Origin of the sequence: Deinococcus sp. Arct2-2, from assembly GCF_004801315.1 — a bacterium.
Lineage (GTDB): Bacteria > Deinococcota > Deinococci > Deinococcales > Deinococcaceae > Deinococcus.
Genome location: NZ_SSNW01000016.1, coordinates 1 through 22,936, shown reverse-complemented (window position 1 = coordinate 22,936; position 22,936 = coordinate 1). Strand labels below are relative to the sequence as shown.

The following is a 22,936-nucleotide window of genomic DNA, read 5'->3' as shown; positions in this document are numbered from 1 at the left end:
TTCCCCGGCAACTCTGCCGTACCGAGACGCGTACACAGGACTATGACCGACAACCCTACGCCAGACAACACGGCGGACACCGAAGCCAGCACCGACACCAAACGCACCCGGCCCTTTCCCAAAATCGGCAACGACGCGCCTGTGCCGCGCACGCCCCCTTCGCGCCGCATGTTGTGGACTGTCGGCGGCGTGGTGGCGGCGGCCCTGCTGATCGGCCAGAGTTTCAAGGTGGTTCCGGCGGGTTATGTGGGGGTGGTGTTCAGCGCCCTCAGCGGGGTCAAACCGGGCGTCATTCAGGAAGGGGTGCATTTTGTGACGCCGTTTGTAGACCGCGTGAACCTGTATGACGCCAAGTTGCAAGAAATTACGTTGGCTCATACCGACGAAAATGGCGGCGAGTCTGGAGCCATTCGCGCCCGCAGCAAAGAAGGTCTGGACATCACGGCAGACGTGACGGTGCAGTTCCGAATAGACCGCAGCAAGGCCGCCATTTTGCACAAGGAACTCGGGCGCGGGTACGTCCAGACCGTCATCAGCCCGCAGATCCGCTCCAAGGTGCGCGACGCGATTGGGCAATTTAGCGCCGCAGACATCATCAGTACGCAGCGGCAGCAGGTGGAAGGCCGGATTACGGACGCCCTGCGCGAAGTGTTTACGAAGAATAACTTGCTGCTCGACGCTGTGCTGCTGCGCGAACTGCGGATTCCCGACAGCATCGCCAAAGCGATTGAGCAAAAGCAGGCCGCCGAACAACAAGTGGCCGTAGAGCGCAATAAGTTGCAACAGGCCGAAATCAGCGCACAGCGTGAAGTCGTGGTGGCCGAAGGTGCAGCCAAATCCGCCGTAGCCAAAGCACGCGGCGACGCCGAAGCCCTGACGCTGCGGGGGCGTGCCCTGCGTGAAAATCCGCTCCTCATTCAACTGACGGTGGCCGAAAAACTCGCCCCCGGCATCAATACCGTGATGCTGCCCGCCGACGGTAACTTTTTGCTGGACTTGAAGAGCTTGCAGAGCGCGGCGACGACGCCCAAACCCTAAAGGAGTGGACTGGAGCGAATTGGATAGGATGAACCCATGATTGCTGTGCTGATTCTGATCGTGATTTTTGGCGGGATAGCCCTGATCACGTATGTAGACAACACCACCAAAGCGCAGCGGCGGGCGTGGCGACTAGAGGAAGCGGCGGCTAAAGCAGGCGGGGCGTTGCCAGCGGCAGCAGCCAAAGCGTTGGCGGCGTTGCCGAATGCCCAAGCCTCTGCTCCCGCACCCGACGCCCCCGAAACCCTGATGGTGCGCCTGCCCGCCGATGCCAGAGCGCGGGCTTGGGCGCTGCTGTGTACGGTGGCCGACGCCCAAAAAGGCACAGGAAATGCCGACACCCGCACGGCCTATCTGCTGCGCCAAACGCGGGAATCGTATTTGCCCGATACTTTGCGGGCCTACTTGGGCCTCACAGACGGAGCGCGGCGGGCGCTGGAGGCTCAGGGCCAATCGCCGGATACGCTGCTGGCCGAGCAGATTGTGCTGATGGAAGACGGCGTGCGCGAAGCCCTGCGCCACGATCACGCGGCGGCAGACCGCTTGCTGACGCAGGGCCGCTTTTTGCGCGAACGCTTCGGCAGCACTGAGGGGGGCTTGAGCTTGGGGAAGGTGGAGGGCGGCTGAGGTCGTTGGGGGTTGGTCTAATACGGGATTAAACTGAGTCTTGACTATGAGACCTGCCTCGCTGTTCCCGCATCAGACGTCCGATGAGTTGGAGTTGGCCTATCGCCAGTCCGAGCGAGCGGTGGAGCGCTCCCGCTGGCAGATCTTGTGGCTGAAAAGCAAAGGGCTGACGATTCCAGAGATCAAAGCGGTCACGAGTTTTTCTCGCAGCACGATCAGCACGTTGATTCGGGCTTACAACGAAGATGGGCCAGCGGCGGTGGTGGACAAACGCCGTTGGAATACATCGGCTCCTGCGCTCAGTGTGGAACAACAAGAGGTGTTGTTTGGTGTGCTCCAGAAGCCACCCGTTTCGGGTGGCTTCTGGACGAGCCAGAACGTGCAAGCCTACGTTCATGAGCAGTTCAAAGTAGAGATGACGTCGGTGTGTGCTTGGGGCTACTTGAGAAAGCTGGGGTTCACCGTGCAGGTACCGCGTCCAACTCATGTGCAGGCAGCGACGCCGGAGGAACAGGCGATCTGGATAAAAAAGTCGAAGCGGCCCTGAGAACCGCACGGGCCGCGTACCCGGAGAAACAGGTGCGGCTGTGGGTGCAGGACGAAGGGCGCTTTGGTCTGAAACCTGTGCTGAAGCGCCTCTGGGCGCTTCAGGGTCAGCGGCCCGTGATTGCTCAGCGCCGTCAATATCAATGGCTCTACACCTACATTTTTGTCGAACCCCTCACGGGACAGAGTGATTTCCTGATCCTTCCCAGTGTCAGCGTTCCTCTAATGCAAGTCGCGCTGGACGAGTTCAGCCGGGCCGTCGATCCACACCAGCAGCAACTCATCGTCCTCTTGCTCGACCAAGCCGGTTGGCACACCAGCCAGAAACTCCAGGTGCCGCCCAATCTCTTCCTCCTGCCCTTTCCGGCGTATACGCCGGAACTGTCCCCCGCTGAGCCGATGGTCACCAAGCTGAAACTTCCCATCGCCAACCAGACGCTGAATACCCTTCAAGAAGTGGAGGACTTGATCGCCGCAGAGTGTGTCCGTCTTAAACAGGCCCCAGCGGAAGTCAAATCGCTGACCCTCTTCCCCTGGATTAAACATGTTCTGGACTCATTTTAGTTTGGTCTAAGGGTCTAAAAGTCAAGGGTCTAAGGAAGGGCAATCGCTGCGCTCACTCACCCCCCTCCCCGGCCCTCCCCCGCAAGGGGAGAGGGAGAACACACAGCTTTTTGGTCTTGCTTTTAGCCCTCGCCCCTTGTGGGAGAGGGGCGCTGCACCGCAGCGGGGTGGCTCGCAGAGCTGCGCAGCATAGGGGGCCACCGAGAAAGCGCCCCCGCCTCACCCCCTTAGACCCTCGACTCTTAGACCCTTAGACGCCTCACCCTCCCCGTGTTAGCCTTCTCGCCATGACCACAATTCAGCCTTCTGTGACTTTGCCCAAGCGCCATGAAGTGCCCCGTGAGCAGACATGGGACATCGAAGCCATGTACGCCACCCCTGAAACGTGGGAAGCCGACGCCGCCGCACTGCCTGCCGATATTGACGCGCTGGCCGCCTATTCGGGCACGTTGGGCCGCGATTCTGCCGCGCTGCTGGCCTACTTACAGGCCGAATCGGAACTGGAACTGCGTCTGACCCGCTTTTTTTCCTATGCCTCCATGAATGCCAGTGTGGACGGACGCGACGCGGAAGCCGCTGCCCGCCGTGACCGCGCCAGTGGCATCGCCGCCCGCTACGGCAGCGTCACCGCGTTTGCCCGCCCGGAACTGCTGGCGCTGGAAGAATTTACGTTGGCGACGTGGATGACCCAGCCTGAACTGGAACCCTTCCGCATTCGCCTAGAGCGGATTTTGCGCCAAAAGCCCCATGTGCGGAGTGCCGAAATAGAAGAACTCTTGGGCGCGGTGCAGGCTCCCTTTTCTTCCGAACGTGGCATTCACCCTGCACTGGTGAACATGGATTTGCGATTTGGCACGGCAGGCGGCACGCCCGTTACGCAGGGCAATGTAGACCGCCTGACCACCGACCCTGACCGGGAGATTCGCCGTGAGGCGTGGGAAGGCTACGCCGATGCACATTTGGCCGTGCAGCACGCTCAGGCTGCCGCCTATTCCACCAATGTCCGTCAGAATGTCTTCTTGGCCCGCGCTCGCCGCTACCCCGACGCGATCACGGCCACCCTCGCCCCCGACCAGATTCCTACCGCCGTCGTGACCACGCTGCTGGACACCTACCGCGCCCACACCTCCACGTGGCACCGTTACTGGAAGGTACGCCGCGAGTGGCTGAATCTGCCCGAACTGCGCGAGTACGACGTGAAAGCCTCGCTGGTGCCGCCCGTGCCTGTGGACTACGCGCAGGCTGTGGAATGGTTGGCCGAGGGCATGGCCCCGCTTGGCCCCGATTACGTGACCGAAATGCGGGCGGGCCTGACCACCGAGCGCTGGGTGGACTACGCCGAGAACGACGGCAAACGTCAGGGCGCGTATTCCAACGGTGGCGGGCGCGTCAAGCCCTACATCTTCATGACTTGGAACGGCACGCTCGCCAGCTATTCCACCCTCGCCCACGAAATCGGCCACTCCATGCATTCGCTCCTGTCGGCCCGCGAGCATCCCTTCAGCGTGCCGCGCTACACGCTGTTTCATGCCGAAGTCGCCAGTAATTTCAATCAGGCGATGGTGCGCCAGCATTTGCTGAAGGGGGCGCGTGCGGCGGGCGATACGAATTTGGAAGTCGCCCTGATCGAAGAGGCGTTGGGCAATTTCCACCGCTACTTTTTCATCATGCCCACGCTGGCCGCCTTTGAACTGGAAGCCTACCGCCGCGTCGAAGCGGGCGGCAGCCTCAGCGCCCCTGATCTGAATGCCCTGACCGCCGACCTATTGGCCGAGGGCTACGGCGATGGTGTGACCATGAACCGTGACCGGAGCGGCATCCTGTGGGCACAGTTCTCCACGCACCTATACGCCAACTTTTATGCCTACCAGTACGCCACCGGCATCAGCGCGGCCCACCAACTCCTGAGCCAATTCGACGCCGACCCAGACGCCGCTCGCGAACGCTACCTGACGTTCCTGAAATCCGGCGGCAGTCTCGATCCCATCGACGCCCTGAAAGCGGCGGGCGTAGATATGCTCTCGCCAGAGCCGGTGCAGGCCACCTTCCGCACGCTTGAGCAGTATGTAGATCGGTTGGAGGAGTTGTTGCGGGAACGGCAGAACTGAAAGAGGTCATTTCGACGGTCATAAAATTTTGCAAGCACGGACGTGGCTGGAGTATGGCCCGTCCGTGTTTTGTTGCCATTGTCCTCCCCTCAAGGGGGGGCGTTGCGCCAGCAACGGGGGGGTTCACCTTCCAATTTTAATTTCAAGAGTTTCCACAAGATTGGGCAAGACGTCTGGGCGGGCGAAAGAGCAGGGTCGGCGTATGAAAACTGCGGTCAGTACGTCAACAATGGGTGATCCTGAAAAACGCGCTGTCAGCGCGTTTGAACGCTACTCGTCCGTTCTCACCACGCTCCTGATGCGCTGCATTCCCCTTCAGGTTTCCGCTGCACTCTCCTTTCCCCTAACTGCGACCCGTGTCCTGCACGGTCAATATGAAATGTGTTGTGCTGACCGTGCTTTCTTCCATTTCAATCCTGAAATGAACGTTCTACACGACGCATTTTCTTGATTGGAAACTCTTGTTAATTTGAGTCGGTGTAAACCCCCCAGTCTGCTTCGCAGCCAGCCCCCCTCAAGGGGAGTGCAACAGCGCCCTCAACAGCTTTTGCCCTTCCACAGACCCTTAGACCCCTGATCCTTAAACGGAATTGAAACAGCAGACAAAGTCCTCACGAGTTGGAATTGTCGTGAATCATTTCACTTATCATCTCAAAGCAAAGGCGGGAATGACCCCGCCCCGCTCAATCCCTGAGGCTTACGCCTGAGGCATCTGCACCTGCATTTCTCCGTTGCCTGCCACGTAGCCTTCCAGCGTGGCGTAGTCGTCTTGGAAGTGCATCAGCACGCCGCCAAACAGCGTGTCGAAGGTTTCCTGTGGCATTTCGGCCAGTGTGGGGTAAAAGCCGACGTACTCCAGCCACACGTTGCCGTCGGCGTCGATGCTGCGGGCAAAGGCGCGTTCGCGGTTGCGGTCGTTCAGCATGGTCACGATTTCGGCGCGGCGTCCGGGGTATTGCTTCTGGGTCACGCAAGTGACTTCGAGGCGGCTGGTGTTGTTGGGGCCGTCGTTGACGCTCACCAATACGGCGGCGTCGCCCATCTCGAAGCGCCAGCCCATGCGAATAAACCGCTGGCCGTTGTTCTCTTCCATGTCCAACTGGACTTCTTTTTCCTTCAGGTATTTCGCGAGCGTGTCCAGCGTGAGTAGTGCCGTTTCCATCGTCATTAAAACCATCCTCCTCGGTGGGGTGAAACACAAACAGATTGGGACTGAAGCTTGTGTGGTTGAAACCCGTGAGATTCTAACACTCCCGCCGATGCCTACGCGGTAGGAAAGGTCTTCATGCAGCCGGGGGCCGGTGCGGGGTGGGCCAGAAAGTCAGCTTTAGGGCCTTGACAAGATCGTCAGCGTGACCGGGGCCACGCCCTGCGACAAGATCCCCAGCACCGCCGCCGCCTCGTTGGATAGATCGATAATGCGGCTGGGCACGCCAAACGGCCCCCGGTCATTGATCATCACGTCTACGCTGCGGCCCGTGTTGGCGTGCGTCACACGCACCCATGTTCCAAACGGCAAGCTCAGGTGCGCGGCGGTCATAGACGTTTGGCTGTTGCCCCGCCCGCCGTAATACACCGCCGAGCCACGCTGAAAGACGGGGGCTTCCTCATTCACCACCCGCGCCGTGTCCGTCCCGCCGGGAAGCTTCAGCACTTGCCCGACTTCCAACAGTTGGCCCGGTAAGTCGTTCATCCGCTGCAACGCGGCCACCGTCACCCCATTTTGCTGGGCCAGCTTCCACAAAGTATCGCCCGGTTGCACGCGGTAGACCCGTTCGGCAGAGGCAGTCCCGAGGAGCAGGAGCGTCAGTAAGAGCGCCCGTTTCACACCGTCTCCTTCGGCGTCAGGCTCAGCACCTCATAGCCGTCCTCCGTCACCAACAGCAAATCCTCGATTCGCACGCCGCCCACGCCCGGCAGGTACGCGCCCGGTTCGATGGTAATCACCATGCCCGCCGCCAGCACTTCCTCACTGGTTTTGCGGAGGCCGGGAGCCTCGTGGATATTCAGGCCCACCCCGTGCCCCAGCGAATGCGCGAAGGCTTCGCCTAAGCCGTGCCGCTCCAAGATGCCGCGTGCGAGGGCGTCCAGATCGGCACACTTCATGCCCGGTTTCACGGCAGCAATGGCAGCTTCTTCGGCTTCCAGCACCGCTCCGTACACCCGCCGCATCTCATCCGATGGCGTGCCCACCGCCAGCGTGCGCGTCATATCGGAGTGGTAGCCGTGCAGCCTCGCGCCAAAATCGATGGTCACCAGATCGCCGTCCTCAATTACACGCTCCGAGGCGACGCCGTGCGGCATGGCCCCGCGTGGCCCGCTCGCCACGATCACGTCAAAGCCCACTTCGGCCCCAGCGCGGCGCAAACCCAATTCCAGTTCCAGCGCCACGTCCAGTTCCCGCACGCCCGCCCGGATCATGGGACGCACCTCGGCAAACACACGGTCTGCCACCGCCTGTGCTTCCCGAATGGCCTGCACTTCTTCCGGCGATTTGATAGCCCGCAGTCCCTCGATCAGCCCCCGCACCGGCACCAGTTCAGCGTCCCAGTGCTGGCGCAGGTCTTCCAAGCTCGCCACAGTCAGATGCTCGGCCTCGATACCCACGCGCAGACCTTTTACAGTGTCTGCCGCATGTTGGTAGGTTTCCGGCGGGCGGGCAATATGAACCGCCACCCGCGATTCTTCCCCCGCCTGCACGGTGTAGCGCGAGTCGGTGTACAGCGTCACCGCGTCTCCCGGCCCCACCAACACCTTGCCGTCTGCGCCGCTGGAAAAGCCCGTCAGCGCCCGCACATTGGCCGGAGTGCTGACCCACAGGGCGTCTACACCTGCTTCCCGAATGGCCTGCTGTAAGTCCGCGAGTTGTGTCATGCCCGCCAAGGTAACAGAAGGGACGCCGAGGGGATGTGGAGTCTCAGACGGCCCGTCACTGTCCCCACTGTAGGGACATTCGCCCGCCCCCGCTCCCCGCCGCTTATACTTCTTCGGGACGAAAAGACGGCGGCCCCTGCCTGATCGGGCATGGGTCAACACAAAACAGACTGTTCCCGCGTGGGAACCAAAGAGGAGAAACCGTGAAACTTCACGAGTATCAGGGCAAGGAACTGCTGCGGCAATTTGGCGTGAACGTGCAAGACGGCAAAGTGGCCTACACCCCCGACGAAGTGCGCACCATTGCGCGGGAGTACGGTCAGGCCGTCGTCGTCAAGGCTCAGGTGCATGTGGGCGGGCGCGGCAAAGCGGGCGGCGTGAAGTTTAGCCCTACCATCGACAAAGCCTTCGAGAATGCCGAGAAGATTCTGGGCATGGACATCAAGGGCCTGACGGTGAACAAGGTGCTGGTCACCAAAGCCGTGGATATCGACGCCGGAACCGAGTACTACGTGGGCATGATCGTTGACCGCAACGTGCAGAGCTTTACGCTGATGGCCTGCGCCGAGGGCGGCATGGAAATCGAGGAACTCGCCGCCGAGCGTCCCGAAGCCATCATTCGCCACCGCGTCGATCCCATCACCGGCCTGCGCCCCTACGAGGCCCGTGAAGTCGCCATTCGCGCCGGATTCAAGGGCAACCTGAACAAGATTGCCGACATGATGGTGAAGATGAGTCAGGCCGCACTGGCCCGCGACGCCGTGTTGGTGGAAATCAACCCGCTGTTTATCGACGCCGACGGCACGCCGCTGGCGCTGGACACTAAATTCGAAATCGACGACAACGCCATGTACCGCCACAAAGACTTGCTGGACTGGCGCGAACTGGAAGCCGAGCATCCGCTGGAAATCGAAGCCAGCAAGTACGGCTTTGCTTACGTAAAACTGGATGACGGCAACGTGGGCGTATTGGGCAACGGCGCAGGCATTGTCATGACCAGCCTCGACGTGGTGAACCGCGCCGGAGCCAAACCCGCCAACTTCCTCGATATCGGCGGCGGTGCCAAAGCCGAAATCGTGTACAACGCCGTCAAGTTGGTGTCTAAGGACACCGACGTGAAAGCCATTTTCATCAACATTTTCGGCGGCATCACCCGCGCCGACGAAGTGGCCAAAGGCGTGATTCAGGCCCTCAACGAAGGCATTCTGACCAAGCCCGTGCGAATGCGGATTGCCGGAACCGCCGAAGAAGAAGCCAAGGCGCTGCTTGCAGAAGTGAATAGCCCCTTGATTCAGATGTACCCCGATATGTTTCAGGCGGCAGAAGCGGCCTCTAGAGACGCAAACTCAGCTGGGGAGGCGAAATAAGTCATGGGCATCCTAGTCAACAAAGACAGCAAGGTCATCGTGCAGGGCATGACCGGGCGCGAAGGCGCGAGCCACAGCCGCGCCATGAAAGAATTCGGCACCCAAGTCGTCGCGGGCGTGACCCCCGGCAAAGGCGGCAGCGACTTTGAAGGCTGGCCCGTGTACAACAGCGTGGCGGAAGCCAAAGCGGCACACGGCGCAAACGTCTCCATCATCTTCGTGCCCCCCGCCGGAGCCGCCGACGCCGTGCTGGAAGCCGCCCACGCCGGAATGCCCCTGATCATCCTGATCACCGAAGGCGTGCCCACCATCGACATGATGCGGGCCGTGCAGGAAGTCAAGGCGCTTGACGCCATCAGCCGTGCAAACGGTGGCGAGGGCGTGCGCTTGATCGGCGGCAACTGCCCCGGCCTCGTCACCAGCGGTGAGTGCAAAGTGGGCATCATGCCCAACAAGATTTACAGCGAAAAGGGCCGCATCGGCCTGATCAGCCGCTCCGGAACGCTGACCTACGAAGCCGCCAAGCTGCTCAGCGACGCGGGCCTCGGAACGTCGACGACGGTGGGCATCGGCGGCGACCCCGTGATCGGCACTACCTTTGCCGACGTGCTGCCCATGTTTGAAGCCGATCCCGACACCGACGCCATCGTGCTCATCGGTGAGATTGGTGGGGCCGACGAAGAAGCCGCCGCCGAGTACATCGGCAAGCATATGAAGAAGCCCGTGATCGCCTTCATCAGTGGCCGTAGTGCGCCCGCTGGCAAGCGCATGGGCCACGCCGGAGCCATCATCATGGGCAACGTGGGCACGCCCGAAAGCAAGCTGGCCGCCTTTGCCGCCGTGAATGTGCCTGTGGCCGACACCATGCCCCAAATCATGGACATGGTCAAGAAAGCGCTGAATATTCAGAACTGATTCCGATTAAAAGCCATGTATTTGGGCTTTTAATCCGAGCGGAGCGAGTGGGAAACAGTACGGATTCCAGAATGGAGTTAGCCTCCGGTGTTTTTCCGGAGGATAACGGAATGGCCGGAATCCGTATGAGCAAGCAAAACAGGGGAGAGGCCGGGGCATACGCTCTGGCCTTTTTCTTGTGACCAATTTTCCCCCGCACACGTAAAGAGATCGTCATCCGTCGTCACACCAACATCAGGCCCGCGAGTAGACTATGGGTATGAACCTCACTGCTCGTACCCTCGCCACCTTGACCCTGCTGGGACTGGGCACGCTGGCCCCGGCTTCCGCGCTGGGCATTGCGGGCACCGTTACCGGCAGCGTTGCCGATGGAACGCGGGTCAGCGGTTGGGCTGTGACACCCAGCGGTCAGGCCGTACAAGAGGTCGTGAGTGTGCCCGTTGTAGACAGCAAATTCCGCCTAGAATTGCCTGCCATCGCTCCCAGTGCCCGCGCCCAAACTTCCCTCAGCGCCCAAAACGTGAGTTGGCCCGGCGTGATCGACCCCGTCACGGTCAGCGCCCCTGTGCAAACGGCGGAACTGAAATTCTTTACCTACCGCGACACCAACCGCAGCGGCCAACGTGACGACAATGAACCGCTGAACGAGGTCACGCTGAATTCGGGGAACAGCAGCGTCTTTGTGGCTTGGGTCGGCACCGACGTGACTGTGAAGGCCAACCGGGGCTACGAAGCGAGCCTGAAGCGCGGCTGGAACGTCTTTCTGGTCGATGTAGGCCGCGCCGTGAAAGTCTCTCCGTTTGCCGAGTCGGCGCAGGTTTCTCTGACTCTGGGCCGCTGAACCCAGCAAAACGTACCAACCTCACTTCGGGCGTGCTTTAGTTCACGCCCTTTGTGCTGCCGCGTTGAAAATCCCGGATTGATGTCGCTCACGGAGAGAAGCCCGTGAGGCTTTGCCGTCTACGCTGGGCTTATCGAGGTGAGGGCTGACCGCTGCCTGAGCCGGAAGCCTGTTCATCCGGGAGGCAACATGGTTCACCTACGACTCAAACGACTGCTCAAGCTCTGTACTCAGGCCAGTTTGGCCGCGCTGCTGTGTGCCTCTCCTGCCTCTGCTGTTGCGGCAGAACACGGTACCGTCACGTTCCATGTCAACGTGCTGGGTACCTGCCAACTGCGCGGTGTAGATGCTGAGGGCGTGACGCTGCGCTGTACTCAAGGGTTCAGTCCGGCAGATCCACGCACCGTGATCTCTTTGTGGGGTCAGTTGCCTGCACAACCGCTGCTGGCCCTCACAGACTCGCAGCCCGCTGCCGAGGGCGGAACCCTAAACCGCTACACCTTTGCCGCTTCTCCCGATGTGCAGCAAGCAGACCAGCAGCAGGCAGGCTGGGCCACGTTCTATTAGCCTTATATTCTAGCGGATCTCCGTACAAGCGGCCTGTTCAGCACTGGGGCCGATGTCGACGCGGCAGCTCCGAGCATCGGTATTGCTACGAATCTCGGCCTGCAACACCACTGAGGAACGAGGGGTAAGGCCGTAGCCCTCATCGTCGACCAGCACACGCTCACCATTGATGAGCACATCGGTTCCGGCAGCCACTTCCTGTGTCGACCAAAAAAAACGAACAAACCGGAAGGCTTTAAAGTTGTCGCGCCAATCCACAGTGGTCACGCCGCTCAGGGGCGGTACGGCCTCACGCTGTTCTGCGCCCACCGCCACACCGAACGGCAAGGATGCCAGATCAACCCGGATGGACACCACTTCTCCCAGCGGCAAATCGGTGATGAGGGCTTCGCCGCGTCCGTCGGTCACGGCAACCACCGTTCCTGCTAGCAACAGGCGAAGATTGGGAACACCAGTCTGAATCAGCAACGCTCTTTGGGCCAGCGCAGGCTTGAGCTGCACCGTTCCATTCGTCAACACCAAAGCGCCGGTGGCCTGAACCGCCGCTGCATGCAACCCTGCCGTGACCTGAACATCGACTTCTCGGTTATAGGTATAAGACAGCGCCGCGTCTTCGTTAGAAACGTTGAGACGCAGGGCTTGAGCGGGGCTGATTTGGTATCCGGCGCTGCCGCTGATCTGCGCTCCTGTGGGACTAGACGAAACTTGCGCCGCCAGCTGTAGCTCTGGCCAAGGCACAAAAGACGCGCTCAGGCCGATGCGTGAGCTTCCGGGAGACAGGTCGGCTTGGGCCGTGAGGCTGCCCCGCTGGCCAAAAAAGTAGGTGGCCGAAGCGCCAGCCTGCCATGATTGGGGCTGAAATCCGGAAGAAGCGCTGGCCCCCAGTAGCCAGTTGCGGTTGGTGTAAGAGGCCTTGCCCCCCACCACGCTGCCCGACAGGTCATTCAGCGGCAGGCTAAGAAACGCCTGAAGTTGTCCAGCGCCCAAATTTGTTCCGGCGCTGAGATTGGCCGTCCAAGCTTGGCTCACTGCGCCCGCCGAATCGGTAGCCCGGACGGCCTCTAGACCTCCCGCTACACTGAACCGGGCCTGACTGTAGGCGGCACTTGCGCGCACAGAAAAGCGGTTGCCTGCCGAGGGTGCCCCCTGTGCGGCAGCCTGACCTGTGATCGTCCAGCCGCTTGCCAGTCCCAGTTGAACTGCTGCGGAGCCCGATAAGGTGCCGTTGGAAATTCCCGCCTGTGCATTGGCTAAGTAAGCGCCGGGGGGCAGGGCGCGGGCACTGCCGGGCACCTCGGCGTCTACTTGCCGCGTGCCGGTTTCATCGGTGATATAGACCACCACACGGCTCGGCCCAGACCCACTGAGCGGAATGTTAAGGAGCGTCAACGATCCGGCGGCGGCCCGGAACGCCCTAATTCTTTTTAGATTGACGGTGACTTCAATGTCGGCTTCTACTGGCAATTCGATGACCAGTTTGGGTAGTCGGCGCGAAAAGCCGCCCCGCGCTGCGACAGCCACACCCCGGAAAGTAGACGGAGAAAAGGCCGGATCGTTGCCGTTGGGGGCGGCATTCCAAGCGCCGTAGACCACCAGATCGGGATTGACTGTCCATTGTCCTGCGGCCCGCAGCTCTATCGACGCCTCTTGGGTGGCGGTGGCCGAACGTGCCAGCAGGCCCGCGTAGCCTGCCAATCCTGCCTGCGCCGCGCCCACGCCAACATAAGCCGCGCCTGTATAGCTGTTGGGAGAGTTGTTGGGCAAAGCACCAGAGGCACCATTTTGTCGGTAGCTGGCCGTACCCTGCACGCCCGCATTCACGCCCCAAGACGAACGCTGCACCTGAGGCTCAGGGGCGGCCTCTGCAGTTGGATCAGGCAGGCTTAAATCGACACTGCCGCTCCCCAGCAGATTCAGTGCCGGAGACACACGCACCGCCTGAGCGCTCTGGTCATAGCGCACCTGAATCTCTGGCCTCAGCAGCACAAACGCCTCACCGTCGCAGCTTAGGTTCTGCGCGATATATGCCTGCTCTGCTGCCCGCAACACCGCTGCAGGCAGCAGCACCGAAACCCGGTCTTGGGCGTCGCGGCTGACCCGCACAATGAACGTACCGCGCTCCGTGCCGCCTACAGCCACACTCAGCAGTTCTTCGGTGGCGCTACAGCCGGGGGGTTCAGATGCGGCTGCCACTGGAGGCACCACTGGCGTTGCAGCCGATTGTGCGACTGCCCCACTGCACAGAATGAGGCTGCATAGCACCGTCTTGCTCCAAGGATGCCGCATACGGTGGGCCGCGCCAGTGCGTCCTTTAGGGGACAGAGATGAGGTCATTGACAGTCACCCCATCCTCATTACGAAAAGTGAATTTCAGTTGGCCGCTTTTTTCGGCGAGGCCGGGAATTCGGAGCGTAAACGTTGCGCCGCTCAGCACCGCGAACGACTGTATATCCACCTTCTGGTCGTCCCGAACGACGGCCAAACCATTGAAGGTAGCGTGGCGGTTGCCCTGATTGGTCACCTTGACCATCAGGTCGCTGCCTTCACGCTGCACCGCGTACTGCACAGCCGATTTCATGGCTGGACTCGCCACATAGATCGGCACTGAAAACCCCAACGCCAAGTTGAGATTGGTTGTAATTCCATTGGGCTGCTGGGTTTCGATCTGGGCCATGCTGCCTTCGAGGGGCAACTGCTGAATCAGAATACGGTAGGTCAGTTCTTCATTGGTGGGGTTCTTGCGGAGGCCTACTCGCAAAATCTGGCTGCTTCCCGCCGGAATAGTAAAAGTCGTCGGATTGATCAGCAGGTCACGGGTGTCGGCCAGAACCGTTTGCCCGTCCACCATCTTCCAACTCTTGAGGGTCACGGCAAAACGGGCGGGCCGGGCAGTGGTATTGAACAAAGTCGCAGACGTGTTCAGCGACTCGCGTGCATTGATGTTCAGCACTGTCGGCGCAACTCCGAATCCCTGCGCCTGTGCTGCGCTGACCCCCAAAAAGAGGCCGAGAGCCAGCAGCAGCGTGCGCCAAAAAGACCAGTTGACAATTAAAATCATGGTTTGACTCCGGAAAAAATATCGGCGGTGCTGAGCGTGCCGACCGCCAGCAAGCTGAGGCGCAAGTTGGCCCGGTAAGTTCCGCCTCCAGTCCACTGCCCTGCAGGCACAGCAAGAGGAAAGCGCAGGCGCTGGCTTCCCTCCATCACCTCACCGTTCAGCAGTGCCCCCGCGCCCTGCAGCCAGATCAGCAACTGTCCACCGGATTCCAGAGCGTTGAGTCTGACGGCAAGAGCCTCACCCGGTTGGGCCACCGTTGCCATCCCCCCACCCCCAAACCCCTCCGTACCCAGCAATTCCAGTTGAAAACGGTCTGTCACCGCGTCGCAGCGCACGTCCACCTGAAAGCTGCCTTGTTGGGCTTGCAGCGCCGTGTAACCAGTCAAATCGAAAGCAGTGCGGGCAATTTCGCACCCAGCCTGCGCGGTTCCGCCGAGGGCCAGCGCCATATGCAGCAGAGAAAAGATGTTGGGGAACATGGCAACCTCGGGGCAAAGAAAGGGAAGAGGTAAGAGAGTGGGCGTCCGGGCAGAGCAGCCCGAACGCCCAGCGAACAGGAAGCTTAGTTGTAAGTGATGGTGAAGTTCAGAGTTCCGCTGTAGGCACCGGCGGGAGCGTTCCACTGGCCCCCATCAGGCTTAAACGAAAATTCGCCTCGCCAGACGTCACCGTTGCGAGAAGCAGCAGCAGTCGTCGACAGCTTGGCTTCGTAATTGCCGGTCAGTGTGTTGCTCCCAGAGGTGAGGTTCATCAATCCAGTGTTGACGATGGCCGCACTGCTGTTGCCGCTCTGAGTATTGGCGGCAGATCCACTAGAGGGAGTGGTCGTCAGCGTCAGCGGGGTGCCTGTGGTGCACTGCAAGTAGCCGATATTGCCAGTGGTGGCCGTAGAGGTTGGATTTTGCAAGGCGTTGTAGTCCGCTGTGGTCACCGACTGATTTACAGTGGCCGGAACGCTCGAGAGGGTGCCACCGCCTGATGCATTTCCGGAAATCGCGCACACATTATTGACCTGAGTGTTGAACGTGATGTTGCCACTGGCGGCAGGTGCAGCACTAGCGGTTCCAACCATCATTGCGGCGAGCAGCATCATTTTCTTCATAACTTCCTCCCGTTCATTGCTCCCCGACGCAGTCCAACTCACAGACCCGGCATCCCCCCGGAGGCCAAATGGGTCTAAGTGCTCTGCAGTGCGAAGTTGTCTTGAACTGAGGTCACTCTATGGGCGAACTGGCAGAGCGTCAAGTTCGGCCCCGCTATGACGTAAAGCTCAACGTTAAAGTGTGGTGAAGCTATATCCGGCTCTAAAATCAGACTTTGGTTACATTACCCGGCAGTTTAGGGAGCATGCTTGAGACCAAACACACCTAACTCACGTCAAGCGCATCAGGCTCACCAAAGGTGAAGTAAAAGTTTGTCAACGTTAAAGTAGATTTTTCGCCTTTCACGTCCAATCGTATATAAACTGTGTAAATTAGTCGTCATTAACACTCTTTAAGTGTAGAATAAAAAACAAATGAGAAGGGGCCGCCATTAAAACGTGAGGTTTTTCATGATGGTGAGTTTGCAGGTAACCTGCCTTGTATGTTGACCCCAAATCTCTTGGGTGCAACTTCACTGCATACGGTGGCGGGGCCAGTTAAGGTGTCGGCCAAAGGTCTGGCGCTACTGGCTTACCTGACGCTGGAAGACCGCCCCATACACCGCGAGACGGTGGCCAACTTGCTGTGGCCCACTGGTGGCGGCTTGGGCAGCTTGCGGGTAGAACTCTCCAAATTGCGGCAAGCCGGAGTACACCTCTCGTCGGGGCGTGCGCCTTTGCTGCGCTGCACCTTGCCCACAGATTGGGCACAACTGGAACACGTCGCCACCGCGCCCATTGCCGCTGAACATACTTGGCCCCAACTCTTGCGCGGCCCACCGCTGGGCGGCTTAGACGACGCCATGAGTCCGGCCCTGCTGCCCTGGCTCCAGAGCCAACGCGCCCGCATTTCGGCTCAGGTGCAGCACACCTTGCAACACGCGCTGTCACACGCCGTCCAGCAGGGCCAGAGTGCCCACATCGCCGTGCTGGAAGACCGGGCCGAAGCACTTGGCCTGACTTTGGCTCACCCGCCCGACGTTCAGGCCTTTCATCCGGCACGGGCGCAGGCGGGGCCGCTGGCTGGCGAGTTGCTGCGGGCTTCGCGGTTGGCCGAGCGTGCGCCCCATCTGCTGCTGCTGGTAGGGCGGCACGGCAGCGGGCGGCGCGAACTGCTACAAGCGGCCCTAGAACAGCATCCTTGGCCGGTGGCGCACCTTGACGCCGTGGCGCACCCTACGTTGCTGGTCATGTCCTTGATGATGCGGCTGCTGCCCCTGCTGCGCGAAGATTTGCGGCCCGCCCTGCACGCACTGATGGCCCGCTCTCTGCCTGCGGCTCAGGCCATGACCGCGCTCTCGGCCCTGCTGCTAGAGGCCAATGCACCGCTGACCGTCGTGATGCACGGAGCCGAGGCCCTATCTGAAGAAGTGGCCCCATTGTTTGACTTTGCGCTGAATTGGCCGCTGCCTTTTTTGTTGGTGCTGGTCACCACCGACACCCGCGAAGCAGCCCTGATGCAGCTTCTGGGCCGCCATGTGCGCCCCGAACGGTTTACGCTCAGCCGGTCTCGCCCCTTGGCCGCCTCCGATCTGCATCCCCCCGAGTTGCCGCCTCCCAACCCGCCTGGCGAGCGGCACCTGTTTCAAGTGGCCCGCCAATCCGAGGGGTGGGCAACGGCGGCGCTGGCCCTTTTGCCGCTGCCTCAGCCCTTGCCCCAGCGTGCCCCTATGCCGCCCGAAGTGCGGGCCGTGCTGATCGGGGAGGCGTATCAAGTCCTGAACAGCCACATGGCTCTGCTTGCACCGTTGGCGGCCCTGCCCGGCCCCTTCTCGGCAGAAACGGCCCTGCACACGCTGCGGCAGGCGGCGCGGGGAGGGGGAAGCGAGCAAAATCTCGCCCATCAGGCGTTAGAGCGTGCCCTGCAATCGGGGCTATTAGAACGGGTTCCGGCGCATTTGGACGTTACCTTACCCAGCGGCCAGTTCAGCGTGCCCGACGGCGAGCATCCCTTGGCTTTCCGTAGCGAACTGCAACGGGCGGCACTGGCCGGAACGCTGGATTCTGCATTGCGGGCCAGCCTGCGCCAGTCTGAGAGGAGCGACTCGCCCCCTTACTCCGGCCACATTCCACCGTCCACACCCCCGCTGCCTGTGCAGGCTGTCCCATTTCGCTCGACCTTCTCCTCACTCCCAGCAGCCATACCCGCAGAAACCACCGTCTCGCTGCCCGGCGGCTACCGTCTGCACCTTGCCCCCAACCTGCTTACGGTCTTGCGGCTCGGCGCACGCGGCCACCACCCACCCGAGCTGCGGCTGCATCAGCCCACGCCCCCCGGCGCTCGGCATTGGCAGTTCAGCTTTTACCTAGAAACGCCCTACAACAGCGCCGATGTCTTTCCCCTCTGCCTGCTTCCTATCACCGATGGCGAATCGGCCCAGCCCATCAGTGTGCCCGAAAGCGGCCAATGGTATAGGGCGTGCGGCCCCCTGCCTGCGCCCGGTGCGGCGTTGGTGTTGGGCATCCGGGCACACGATCTGGTGCTGCATCTGGCCGATCTATCGTTCACTTGATTGGCATAGGCGTTTGAAATTGCCCCTATTTGGCGCTCTCAGAAAGGCGGCAAGACGGGAGAAGCTTTGAGCCTCAATTACATTTGTCCCGCACCAGTTCTCCCTCAGCGCGGCGCGAGCGTAAACGTCACGTTCAGCGTGGCCGAATCGCTGCTGCCCGGATAGTCCACTCCGTAATCGTGCGGATTGATCTTAAATTGCGTGCTGACATTCACCTTGCCGCCCTGTAACGTGGCCTTCACCGGCGCAGTCACAGGCAGCGTTTTGCCCTTGATGGTCAGCTTGCCGCTGGCCGTCGTGGACAGCGTTTGTCCCTCTAGTAACTTGCCGCCTGTCAGCTTGTCCAGCGTAAAGACCGCGTTCGGAAACTTGGCGGCGTTGAGGGCCACTTCGCTGCGGGCGTGATCATCGCGCAGGCCCAGCCCAGTTTTCAGTTTAACCACGGGCACGGTCACGGTGCCTTTGGTAGCGGCCAAATCTGCCGCATCAAGCTGCACGGTGCTGGTCACGTCCGCAATATTGCCCTTCACATTGATAAACCGCACCTTGTGTTCAAAGGTAGCCGTGCCGCCCGCCGCTGAATAGGTGGTTGTGGCGGCCTGCGCTCCCCCCAATAATGTCGCCGCACACGCAGAAATCTGTATCCAACGCAAAGCTGAGGGGTGAGTCATACTTTCATGGTGAGGCCTGAGCCGTGAAGCAAATGAGATAAAGCTGACTGACTCTGAAGATCGCTCTACCTTGAGTGATGGGCGCTGGGTCATTTTTATTTACATTGGAATAACACAGAGAGGAAAGGCCACCTGTCCAGCTCTGGTCGCTACACTGCCTGCACGATGCAGCGCGGACGGTGGGATAGAGGCAAACGCTGGCTAACCGCCTTGCTGACCATCCTTGCCGCCTTCGCCTTCCCCGTGCGCGGCCCGCTGATGGCCCTGCTCCCTGAGGGTTTGGCAATGGGCGAGATGCATATGCAGCATGCAACAGCCGCTGCTGCCGCTTCCCCCGACTCTTCAGACCAGCACCCGCAAAACCATCAGGCCCACTGTCTATTTTGTCTGACTGGGGCATTCGCACTGCAAGCCGACAGCGCCGCGTTGCCACCCGCGCCAGTCGTTCACGTGGCCCCCAGTCCACCAGTGGCGGTGTATTTCCGCGTCGCTCTCCTGCGTCACGCCGATGCCCGTGCGCCACCACATCACGCTTAAGCCAAATCCACTGCACGCCGTGTGAGCAGGGGCCGTTCCTATGCCCCGTGCCCCAGCCAACTCAGTTTTACCCACCGGAGATTTTCCATGTTCAAATCCCTAATTCTGACCGCCATGTTCGCTGCTGTGCCGTTTGCCGCCGCCCACGCCACCGTCAAAACCGAAGCGGGCCTGACCTCCTCTGAAATTGGCAAAAACGAAACCTACCGCCTGAATGTGCCCACCGAAAAAGAAATCAGCACCACTGAAGTCCGCTTGGTGGTTCCGGCAGGCATGACCGTAACCCGCTTTCAGACGATGCCGGGGTTTACCCGCACCCTAGCCACAAATTCCGCTGGCCTCATCACCGAAGTGGTCTGGAACGGCCGAATCGCCCCGATGGAATATGCCCGCTTCCTGTTTACTGCCCGCAATCCCGACACCGCCGGGGCCGTCAGTTGGAAGGTGTACCAAAAGTACAGCGACGGCTCGGTGGTAGCGTGGGATGACAGCGATCCGGAACAAACCCCGGCCAGCAAGACGAACATCAAGTAAGTCTGACACCCTAAATCTGGCACCCTAAAATCGTTCACATCCACCGGGCGGAAAGATAGATTGCTCTGTCTTCCGCCCCGTTCACCCCGGAGGTTTCTCTTGAACCGGCTTCTTGCCTTATCGTTTAGTGCCGCCCTCAGTACGGCCTCTGCCCACACCGTTGTTACGGTGGTCAGCCCGACACCTGCCTTACCTGTCAGCGCCCCCAAAGCCGTGCTGCTGCGCTTTGGCGAACCTGTGAATCTGCGCTTTGCCACCTTCCGTGTCCTGCCGATGCCCCTAGGAAAAACGCCCGCCGAGGTAACAAAGCTGGCACTGGGCCTCAAGCCCGATTCACCCCAATTGGTCAACACTGGCCCCGTCCCCAGCGGCATGGCGGCCAAACTCAGCTTGCCGCTGAAGGCCAACCTCAAAGCAGGCCCGTACCTGATCGCGTGGGCCGTGCTGTCTGACGACGGTCACCCCGTCACCGGCCAAAGCCTGTTCCGCGTCCGGTGATTCCGCTCCTCATTCTCGCCAAAGGCCTGCTGTATGCGGGCGTCGTGTTGCTGGTAGGCGGTATTTTTACCCGCCGCCAGTTGACGCCTGCTCATCCTGCCCGCCGCGTGTTGGGCGTGGGCGGCTTGCTGCTTGTGTTAGGAGTGTCCCTGACGCTGCTAGCGACGTTGGCTGTCGTGGGGTTCACGGCTCCCGCCGATTATCTCGATTACATGACCCAAACCGGAGCGGGCCGCGCCCTGATGCTGATCCTGATTGGTGGCTTGTTGCTGCTGGCTGCCGAATTGGGGCAGTGGCCCCGCCTGCTGACTGCCGCTGCCGCCGCTGTAACGCTGTGGGGACTGGCGGGAGTCGGACACGGCGCGAGTCATGGCCCGACGGTTCGCTTGCTGCACGTCATTCATGCTGGGGCCATGTGCCTGTGGGTGGGCGGTGTGCTGGCCCTGCTGACCCTGCGAGGCGCAGGACAGGCGCATGCGGCCCGCTTTACGCCGATAGCTACCGCTTGCGTCTGCACACTGGCGCTTACCGGAACATTTGCCACGTTGGAGCATACCGGAAGGCTTTGGGGCGTCTGGGACAGCACTTACGGCGTCACATTGATGATCAAGCTGGGGCTGGTGGCTTTGGCTTTGTTGGCCGCCGCAGTGGCCCGCCGCGCCTTTGCCCGCGCCTTGGGCATTCGGCCCCAGTTGGCGCTGGAACTGGCCTTGTTGGTGGGTGTATTGGCGGTGACAGCCACTTTGTCGGAAACGCCGCCACCCACGCATGACGCGGGGCAAATGAATATGGAGGGGCACTGAATGGGGGAGGGCGTCTAAGGGTCTAAGGGTCTAAGGACTGCCCAGACTCCTTCAGCCCCGCTTGCCCAGACGCCCCGCTGTCCACCCCAGCCGGGGGCTTCATACTGCGTACATGTCAGACGCTCCCACCTTACTGGTCATGAAATTCGGCGGCACCAACATGGGCGACGCCCGCGCCATTCGCCACAGCGCGTCGTTGGTGGGCCGCAGCGTGAGGGAAGGCGTGCGCGTGGTGGTGGTGGTGTCTGCGATGGCGGGCGTGACCAACCAATTGCTGCGGCTGGCCGAGGCCGCCCAAACGGGCGATATCGCTGCGGCCAACGACGATATTGCCGCCATGCGCACCCGGCACTTCACGGCGGCGCAGGAACTCGGCGCGGCCCCCGACAGCGACGCTGTGCGCGAAATCCGCGAGATGCACGAAACCCTGCGCCAAGCGGTGTACGGCGTGTACCTCCTGCGCGAACTGACGCCCCGCAGCCGTGACCTGATCGTGTCTTTTGGCGAGCGGTTGTCGGCCCCCCTGATGACGCTGGCCCTCGAGCAGTCCGGCCAGCGTGCCCACCACGTCACGGGCGGCGAGGCAGGCATCGTGACCGACACGCATTTCGGCAATGCCCGGCCCTTGCCCAGTGCCTACGCCCGTATCAAAGACCGACTCAGCGGCCTGCTCAACGCGGGCGTGACCCCAGTGGTGGCCGGATTCATGGGCGAAACCGAACAGGGCGCACTGACCACGCTGGGGCGCGGCGGCACCGATTTCAGCGCCACGATTATCGGCAAGGCGCTGGCAGCCACCGAAGTGTGGGCGTGGAAAGACGTAGACGGCGTGATGAGTGCCGATCCCAGAGTCGTAAAAGACGCCCGCAACATTGAAGTGCTGAGCTACGGCGAAGTGATGGAACTGGCCTACTTCGGGGCCAAAGTGCTGCACCCGCTGGCCGTGACCCCGCTGCAAGAAAGCGGCATTGCCCTGCGCCTCAAAAATTCCACCAACCCCGATTTCCCCGGCACCTTAGTTCATGCCGAGGCGCACGATGACGCCCGCCACCCGGTCAAGGCCGTCACCGCCATCCGCAACGTGAGCATCATCAACGTGACCGGAGCAGGCGTGCTGGGCGTGCCGGAGGTCGTCGCCAGCCTGTTTACCGCCATTGCCCGCGAAAACATTACCCTGCTGATGGTCTCGCAGAGCAGTTCGATGAGCAACGTGTCTCTGGCTGTGCAGAGCATCTATGCCGAGCGCACCGTGTCGGCCTTGCGTGCAGCCGTCAGCGGAGACCTGAAAGTAGAGGAGCAACCCGGCGTGGCGGTGCTGGCGATTGTGGGCAGCGGCATGCGCGGGCAAAAAGGCGTGGCGGCCAAGCTGTTCGGCGCACTCGCCAACGATGAAGTCAATATTCTGATGATCAGCCAAGGCAGCAGCGAGCTGAACATCAGCGTGGCGGTAGAAGACGCACAGGTAGAACACGCGACGCGGGCAGTACATGCGGCGTTCGCCTTGCAGGAAGTGGCTGGCAGCGTGTAGGAACATCTGTGAGTGGTGAGTAGTCAGTGATACGAAATTAAGATGATTCCTTGACAGTCTTCCCGGTGGCCCCCTCACCCCGCTGCTGGCGCAGCGCCCCTCTCCACTTGTGGGAGAGGGCAACACCATATGTTTGGGACTCTCTTTAATCTCGTATGAGAGACTGTCTGGAAAGCTGAGAATCAGGTAGGAACTGCGTTCTGCTG

The 22,936-nt window shown here is 61.0% G+C and carries 24 protein-coding genes; 16 read left to right on the top strand and 8 right to left on the bottom strand.

The annotated features are described in order from the left end of the window. Positions 1–42 precede the first annotated feature (42 nt). The 6 genes from E7T06_RS09050 (at position 43) to E7T06_RS09025 (ending at position 5,334) form a co-directional block, all read left to right on the top strand. On the top strand, positions 43–1,038 hold the full coding sequence (locus E7T06_RS09050) for a prohibitin family protein (protein WP_136365512.1): 996 nt from the start codon (positions 43–45) through the stop codon (positions 1,036–1,038). Positions 1,039–1,074: 36 nt separating this feature from the next. Further along, a complete protein-coding gene (locus tag E7T06_RS09045; protein WP_136365511.1) occupies positions 1,075–1,665 on the top strand; it encodes a hypothetical protein in 591 nt (196 codons plus the stop codon). Positions 1,666–1,711: 46 nt separating this feature from the next. Then, on the top strand, positions 1,712–2,212 hold the full coding sequence (locus E7T06_RS09040) for a winged helix-turn-helix domain-containing protein (RefSeq protein ID WP_136365510.1): 501 nt from the start codon (positions 1,712–1,714) through the stop codon (positions 2,210–2,212). After that, complete coding sequence (locus E7T06_RS09035) at positions 2,098–2,775, top strand: transposase (protein WP_168733446.1); 678 nt, start codon at positions 2,098–2,100, stop codon at positions 2,773–2,775. Before E7T06_RS09040 ends, E7T06_RS09035 begins: the two co-directional genes overlap by 115 nt. A 287-nt stretch (positions 2,776–3,062) precedes the next feature. After that, positions 3,063–4,883: an oligoendopeptidase F gene (gene pepF, locus E7T06_RS09030; RefSeq protein WP_136365508.1), complete on the top strand. Its 1,821-nt coding sequence runs from the start codon at positions 3,063–3,065 to the stop codon at positions 4,881–4,883. Between the two features lie 202 nt (positions 4,884–5,085). Beyond that, entirely contained in the window at positions 5,086–5,334 is a 249-nt protein-coding gene (locus tag E7T06_RS09025) for a hypothetical protein (protein ID WP_136365302.1), read from the top strand. A 246-nt stretch (positions 5,335–5,580) separates the two neighbouring features. Here the strand turns inward: E7T06_RS09025 and E7T06_RS09020 are convergent, their stop codons facing one another. The 3 genes from E7T06_RS09020 to E7T06_RS09010 all read right to left on the bottom strand — a co-directional run bounded on the left by E7T06_RS09020 (position 5,581) and on the right by E7T06_RS09010 (position 7,757). After that, positions 5,581–6,051: a YbjN domain-containing protein gene (locus E7T06_RS09020; protein WP_136365507.1), complete on the bottom strand. Its 471-nt coding sequence runs from the start codon at positions 6,049–6,051 to the stop codon at positions 5,581–5,583. 159 nt (positions 6,052–6,210) lie between these two features. Then, positions 6,211–6,711 carry an RlpA-like double-psi beta-barrel domain-containing protein gene (locus E7T06_RS09015; protein ID WP_136365506.1) on the bottom strand — a complete coding sequence of 167 codons (501 nt, stop codon included), beginning with the start codon at positions 6,709–6,711 and terminating at the stop codon, positions 6,211–6,213. Next, positions 6,708–7,757 carry a Xaa-Pro peptidase family protein gene (locus E7T06_RS09010; protein WP_136365505.1) on the bottom strand — a complete coding sequence of 350 codons (1,050 nt, stop codon included), beginning with the start codon at positions 7,755–7,757 and terminating at the stop codon, positions 6,708–6,710. The genes E7T06_RS09015 and E7T06_RS09010 overlap by 4 nt, the downstream gene beginning before the upstream one ends. A gap of 203 nt (positions 7,758–7,960) precedes the next feature. Between E7T06_RS09010 and sucC the strand changes: the two genes are divergently transcribed. The 4 genes from sucC (at position 7,961) to E7T06_RS08990 (ending at position 11,447) form a co-directional block, all read left to right on the top strand. Next, positions 7,961–9,124, top strand: a complete 1,164-nt coding sequence (sucC, locus tag E7T06_RS09005) for an ADP-forming succinate--CoA ligase subunit beta (protein ID WP_136365504.1) — start codon at positions 7,961–7,963, stop codon at positions 9,122–9,124. A gap of 3 nt (positions 9,125–9,127) precedes the next feature. Continuing rightward, positions 9,128–10,039 (top strand): succinate--CoA ligase subunit alpha, encoded by a 912-nt coding sequence (gene sucD, locus E7T06_RS09000; protein ID WP_136365503.1) that lies wholly within the window; start codon positions 9,128–9,130, stop codon positions 10,037–10,039. Positions 10,040–10,298: 259 nt separating this feature from the next. Next, positions 10,299–10,880, top strand: coding sequence for a hypothetical protein (locus E7T06_RS08995; RefSeq protein ID WP_136365502.1), 582 nt, complete (start codon positions 10,299–10,301; stop codon positions 10,878–10,880). A gap of 189 nt (positions 10,881–11,069) precedes the next feature. Further along, positions 11,070–11,447 carry a hypothetical protein gene (locus E7T06_RS08990; protein ID WP_136365501.1) on the top strand — a complete coding sequence of 126 codons (378 nt, stop codon included), beginning with the start codon at positions 11,070–11,072 and terminating at the stop codon, positions 11,445–11,447. A 9-nt stretch (positions 11,448–11,456) separates the two neighbouring features. On the opposite strand, the gene E7T06_RS08985 is transcribed toward E7T06_RS08990, so the two are convergent. From E7T06_RS08985 to E7T06_RS08970, 4 genes are all read right to left on the bottom strand, one after another. Beyond that, positions 11,457–13,781: a hypothetical protein gene (locus E7T06_RS08985; protein ID WP_136365500.1), complete on the bottom strand. Its 2,325-nt coding sequence runs from the start codon at positions 13,779–13,781 to the stop codon at positions 11,457–11,459. Continuing rightward, positions 13,759–14,505: a fimbria/pilus periplasmic chaperone gene (locus E7T06_RS08980; RefSeq protein WP_136365499.1), complete on the bottom strand. Its 747-nt coding sequence runs from the start codon at positions 14,503–14,505 to the stop codon at positions 13,759–13,761. Before E7T06_RS08980 ends, E7T06_RS08985 begins: the two co-directional genes overlap by 23 nt. Beyond that, positions 14,502–14,984: a hypothetical protein gene (locus tag E7T06_RS08975; protein WP_136365498.1), complete on the bottom strand. Its 483-nt coding sequence runs from the start codon at positions 14,982–14,984 to the stop codon at positions 14,502–14,504. Before E7T06_RS08975 ends, E7T06_RS08980 begins: the two co-directional genes overlap by 4 nt. A gap of 83 nt (positions 14,985–15,067) precedes the next feature. Further along, positions 15,068–15,607 (bottom strand): hypothetical protein, encoded by a 540-nt coding sequence (locus E7T06_RS08970; RefSeq protein ID WP_136365497.1) that lies wholly within the window; start codon positions 15,605–15,607, stop codon positions 15,068–15,070. Positions 15,608–16,089: 482 nt separating this feature from the next. Here E7T06_RS08970 and E7T06_RS08965 point away from each other — a divergent pair, with 482 nt between their 5' ends. Continuing rightward, complete coding sequence (locus E7T06_RS08965) at positions 16,090–18,159, top strand: hypothetical protein (protein ID WP_136365496.1); 2,070 nt, start codon at positions 16,090–16,092, stop codon at positions 18,157–18,159. Positions 18,160–18,263: 104 nt separating this feature from the next. On the opposite strand, the gene E7T06_RS08960 is transcribed toward E7T06_RS08965, so the two are convergent. Beyond that, positions 18,264–18,830, bottom strand: a complete 567-nt coding sequence (locus E7T06_RS08960) for a YceI family protein (RefSeq protein WP_136365495.1) — start codon at positions 18,828–18,830, stop codon at positions 18,264–18,266. A 165-nt stretch (positions 18,831–18,995) separates the two neighbouring features. On the opposite strand from E7T06_RS08960, the gene E7T06_RS08955 reads away from it, so the two are divergent. The 5 genes from E7T06_RS08955 (at position 18,996) to E7T06_RS08935 (ending at position 22,730) form a co-directional block, all read left to right on the top strand. Beyond that, positions 18,996–19,367 carry a DUF2946 family protein gene (locus tag E7T06_RS08955; protein ID WP_136365494.1) on the top strand — a complete coding sequence of 124 codons (372 nt, stop codon included), beginning with the start codon at positions 18,996–18,998 and terminating at the stop codon, positions 19,365–19,367. A gap of 87 nt (positions 19,368–19,454) precedes the next feature. After that, the gene (locus E7T06_RS08950) at positions 19,455–19,901 is read left to right on the top strand and encodes a DUF1775 domain-containing protein (RefSeq protein WP_136365493.1); all 447 of its coding nucleotides are present in this window, start codon (positions 19,455–19,457) and stop codon (positions 19,899–19,901) included. A gap of 99 nt (positions 19,902–20,000) precedes the next feature. Beyond that, positions 20,001–20,399, top strand: a complete 399-nt coding sequence (locus tag E7T06_RS08945) for a copper resistance CopC family protein (protein WP_136365492.1) — start codon at positions 20,001–20,003, stop codon at positions 20,397–20,399. Continuing rightward, on the top strand, positions 20,396–21,202 hold the full coding sequence (locus tag E7T06_RS08940; protein ID WP_240740929.1) for a CopD family protein: 807 nt from the start codon (positions 20,396–20,398) through the stop codon (positions 21,200–21,202). The genes E7T06_RS08945 and E7T06_RS08940 overlap by 4 nt, the downstream gene beginning before the upstream one ends. 112 nt (positions 21,203–21,314) lie before the next feature. Then, positions 21,315–22,730 carry an aspartate kinase gene (locus E7T06_RS08935; RefSeq protein ID WP_136365491.1) on the top strand — a complete coding sequence of 472 codons (1,416 nt, stop codon included), beginning with the start codon at positions 21,315–21,317 and terminating at the stop codon, positions 22,728–22,730. The last annotated feature ends 206 nt before the right edge of the window (positions 22,731–22,936 follow it).

What these genes read in the sequence shown, in the direction of transcription:
- E7T06_RS09050 (WP_136365512.1), top strand. Translation starts at nt 43, where the DNA reads ATGACCGACAACCCTACGCCAGACAACACGGCGGACACCGAAGCCAGC.
- E7T06_RS09045 (WP_136365511.1), top strand. Translation starts at nt 1,075, where the DNA reads ATGATTGCTGTGCTGATTCTGATCGTGATTTTTGGCGGGATAGCCCTG.
- E7T06_RS09040 (WP_136365510.1), top strand. Translation starts at nt 1,712, where the DNA reads ATGAGACCTGCCTCGCTGTTCCCGCATCAGACGTCCGATGAGTTGGAG.
- pepF (WP_136365508.1), top strand. Translation starts at nt 3,063, where the DNA reads ATGACCACAATTCAGCCTTCTGTGACTTTGCCCAAGCGCCATGAAGTG.
- E7T06_RS09025 (WP_136365302.1), top strand. Translation starts at nt 5,086, where the DNA reads ATGAAAACTGCGGTCAGTACGTCAACAATGGGTGATCCTGAAAAACGC.
- E7T06_RS09020 (WP_136365507.1), bottom strand. Translation starts at nt 6,051, where the DNA reads ATGACGATGGAAACGGCACTACTCACGCTGGACACGCTCGCGAAATAC.
- E7T06_RS09010 (WP_136365505.1), bottom strand. Translation starts at nt 7,757, where the DNA reads ATGACACAACTCGCGGACTTACAGCAGGCCATTCGGGAAGCAGGTGTA.
- sucD (WP_136365503.1), top strand. Translation starts at nt 9,128, where the DNA reads ATGGGCATCCTAGTCAACAAAGACAGCAAGGTCATCGTGCAGGGCATG.
- E7T06_RS08995 (WP_136365502.1), top strand. Translation starts at nt 10,299, where the DNA reads ATGAACCTCACTGCTCGTACCCTCGCCACCTTGACCCTGCTGGGACTG.
- E7T06_RS08990 (WP_136365501.1), top strand. Translation starts at nt 11,070, where the DNA reads ATGGTTCACCTACGACTCAAACGACTGCTCAAGCTCTGTACTCAGGCC.
- E7T06_RS08985 (WP_136365500.1), bottom strand. Translation starts at nt 13,781, where the DNA reads ATGACCTCATCTCTGTCCCCTAAAGGACGCACTGGCGCGGCCCACCGT.
- E7T06_RS08980 (WP_136365499.1), bottom strand. Translation starts at nt 14,505, where the DNA reads ATGATTTTAATTGTCAACTGGTCTTTTTGGCGCACGCTGCTGCTGGCT.
- E7T06_RS08975 (WP_136365498.1), bottom strand. Translation starts at nt 14,984, where the DNA reads ATGTTCCCCAACATCTTTTCTCTGCTGCATATGGCGCTGGCCCTCGGC.
- E7T06_RS08970 (WP_136365497.1), bottom strand. Translation starts at nt 15,607, where the DNA reads ATGAAGAAAATGATGCTGCTCGCCGCAATGATGGTTGGAACCGCTAGT.
- E7T06_RS08965 (WP_136365496.1), top strand. Translation starts at nt 16,090, where the DNA reads ATGTTGACCCCAAATCTCTTGGGTGCAACTTCACTGCATACGGTGGCG.
- E7T06_RS08960 (WP_136365495.1), bottom strand. Translation starts at nt 18,830, where the DNA reads ATGACTCACCCCTCAGCTTTGCGTTGGATACAGATTTCTGCGTGTGCG.
- E7T06_RS08955 (WP_136365494.1), top strand. Translation starts at nt 18,996, where the DNA reads ATGCAGCGCGGACGGTGGGATAGAGGCAAACGCTGGCTAACCGCCTTG.
- E7T06_RS08950 (WP_136365493.1), top strand. Translation starts at nt 19,455, where the DNA reads ATGTTCAAATCCCTAATTCTGACCGCCATGTTCGCTGCTGTGCCGTTT.
- E7T06_RS08935 (WP_136365491.1), top strand. Translation starts at nt 21,315, where the DNA reads ATGTCAGACGCTCCCACCTTACTGGTCATGAAATTCGGCGGCACCAAC.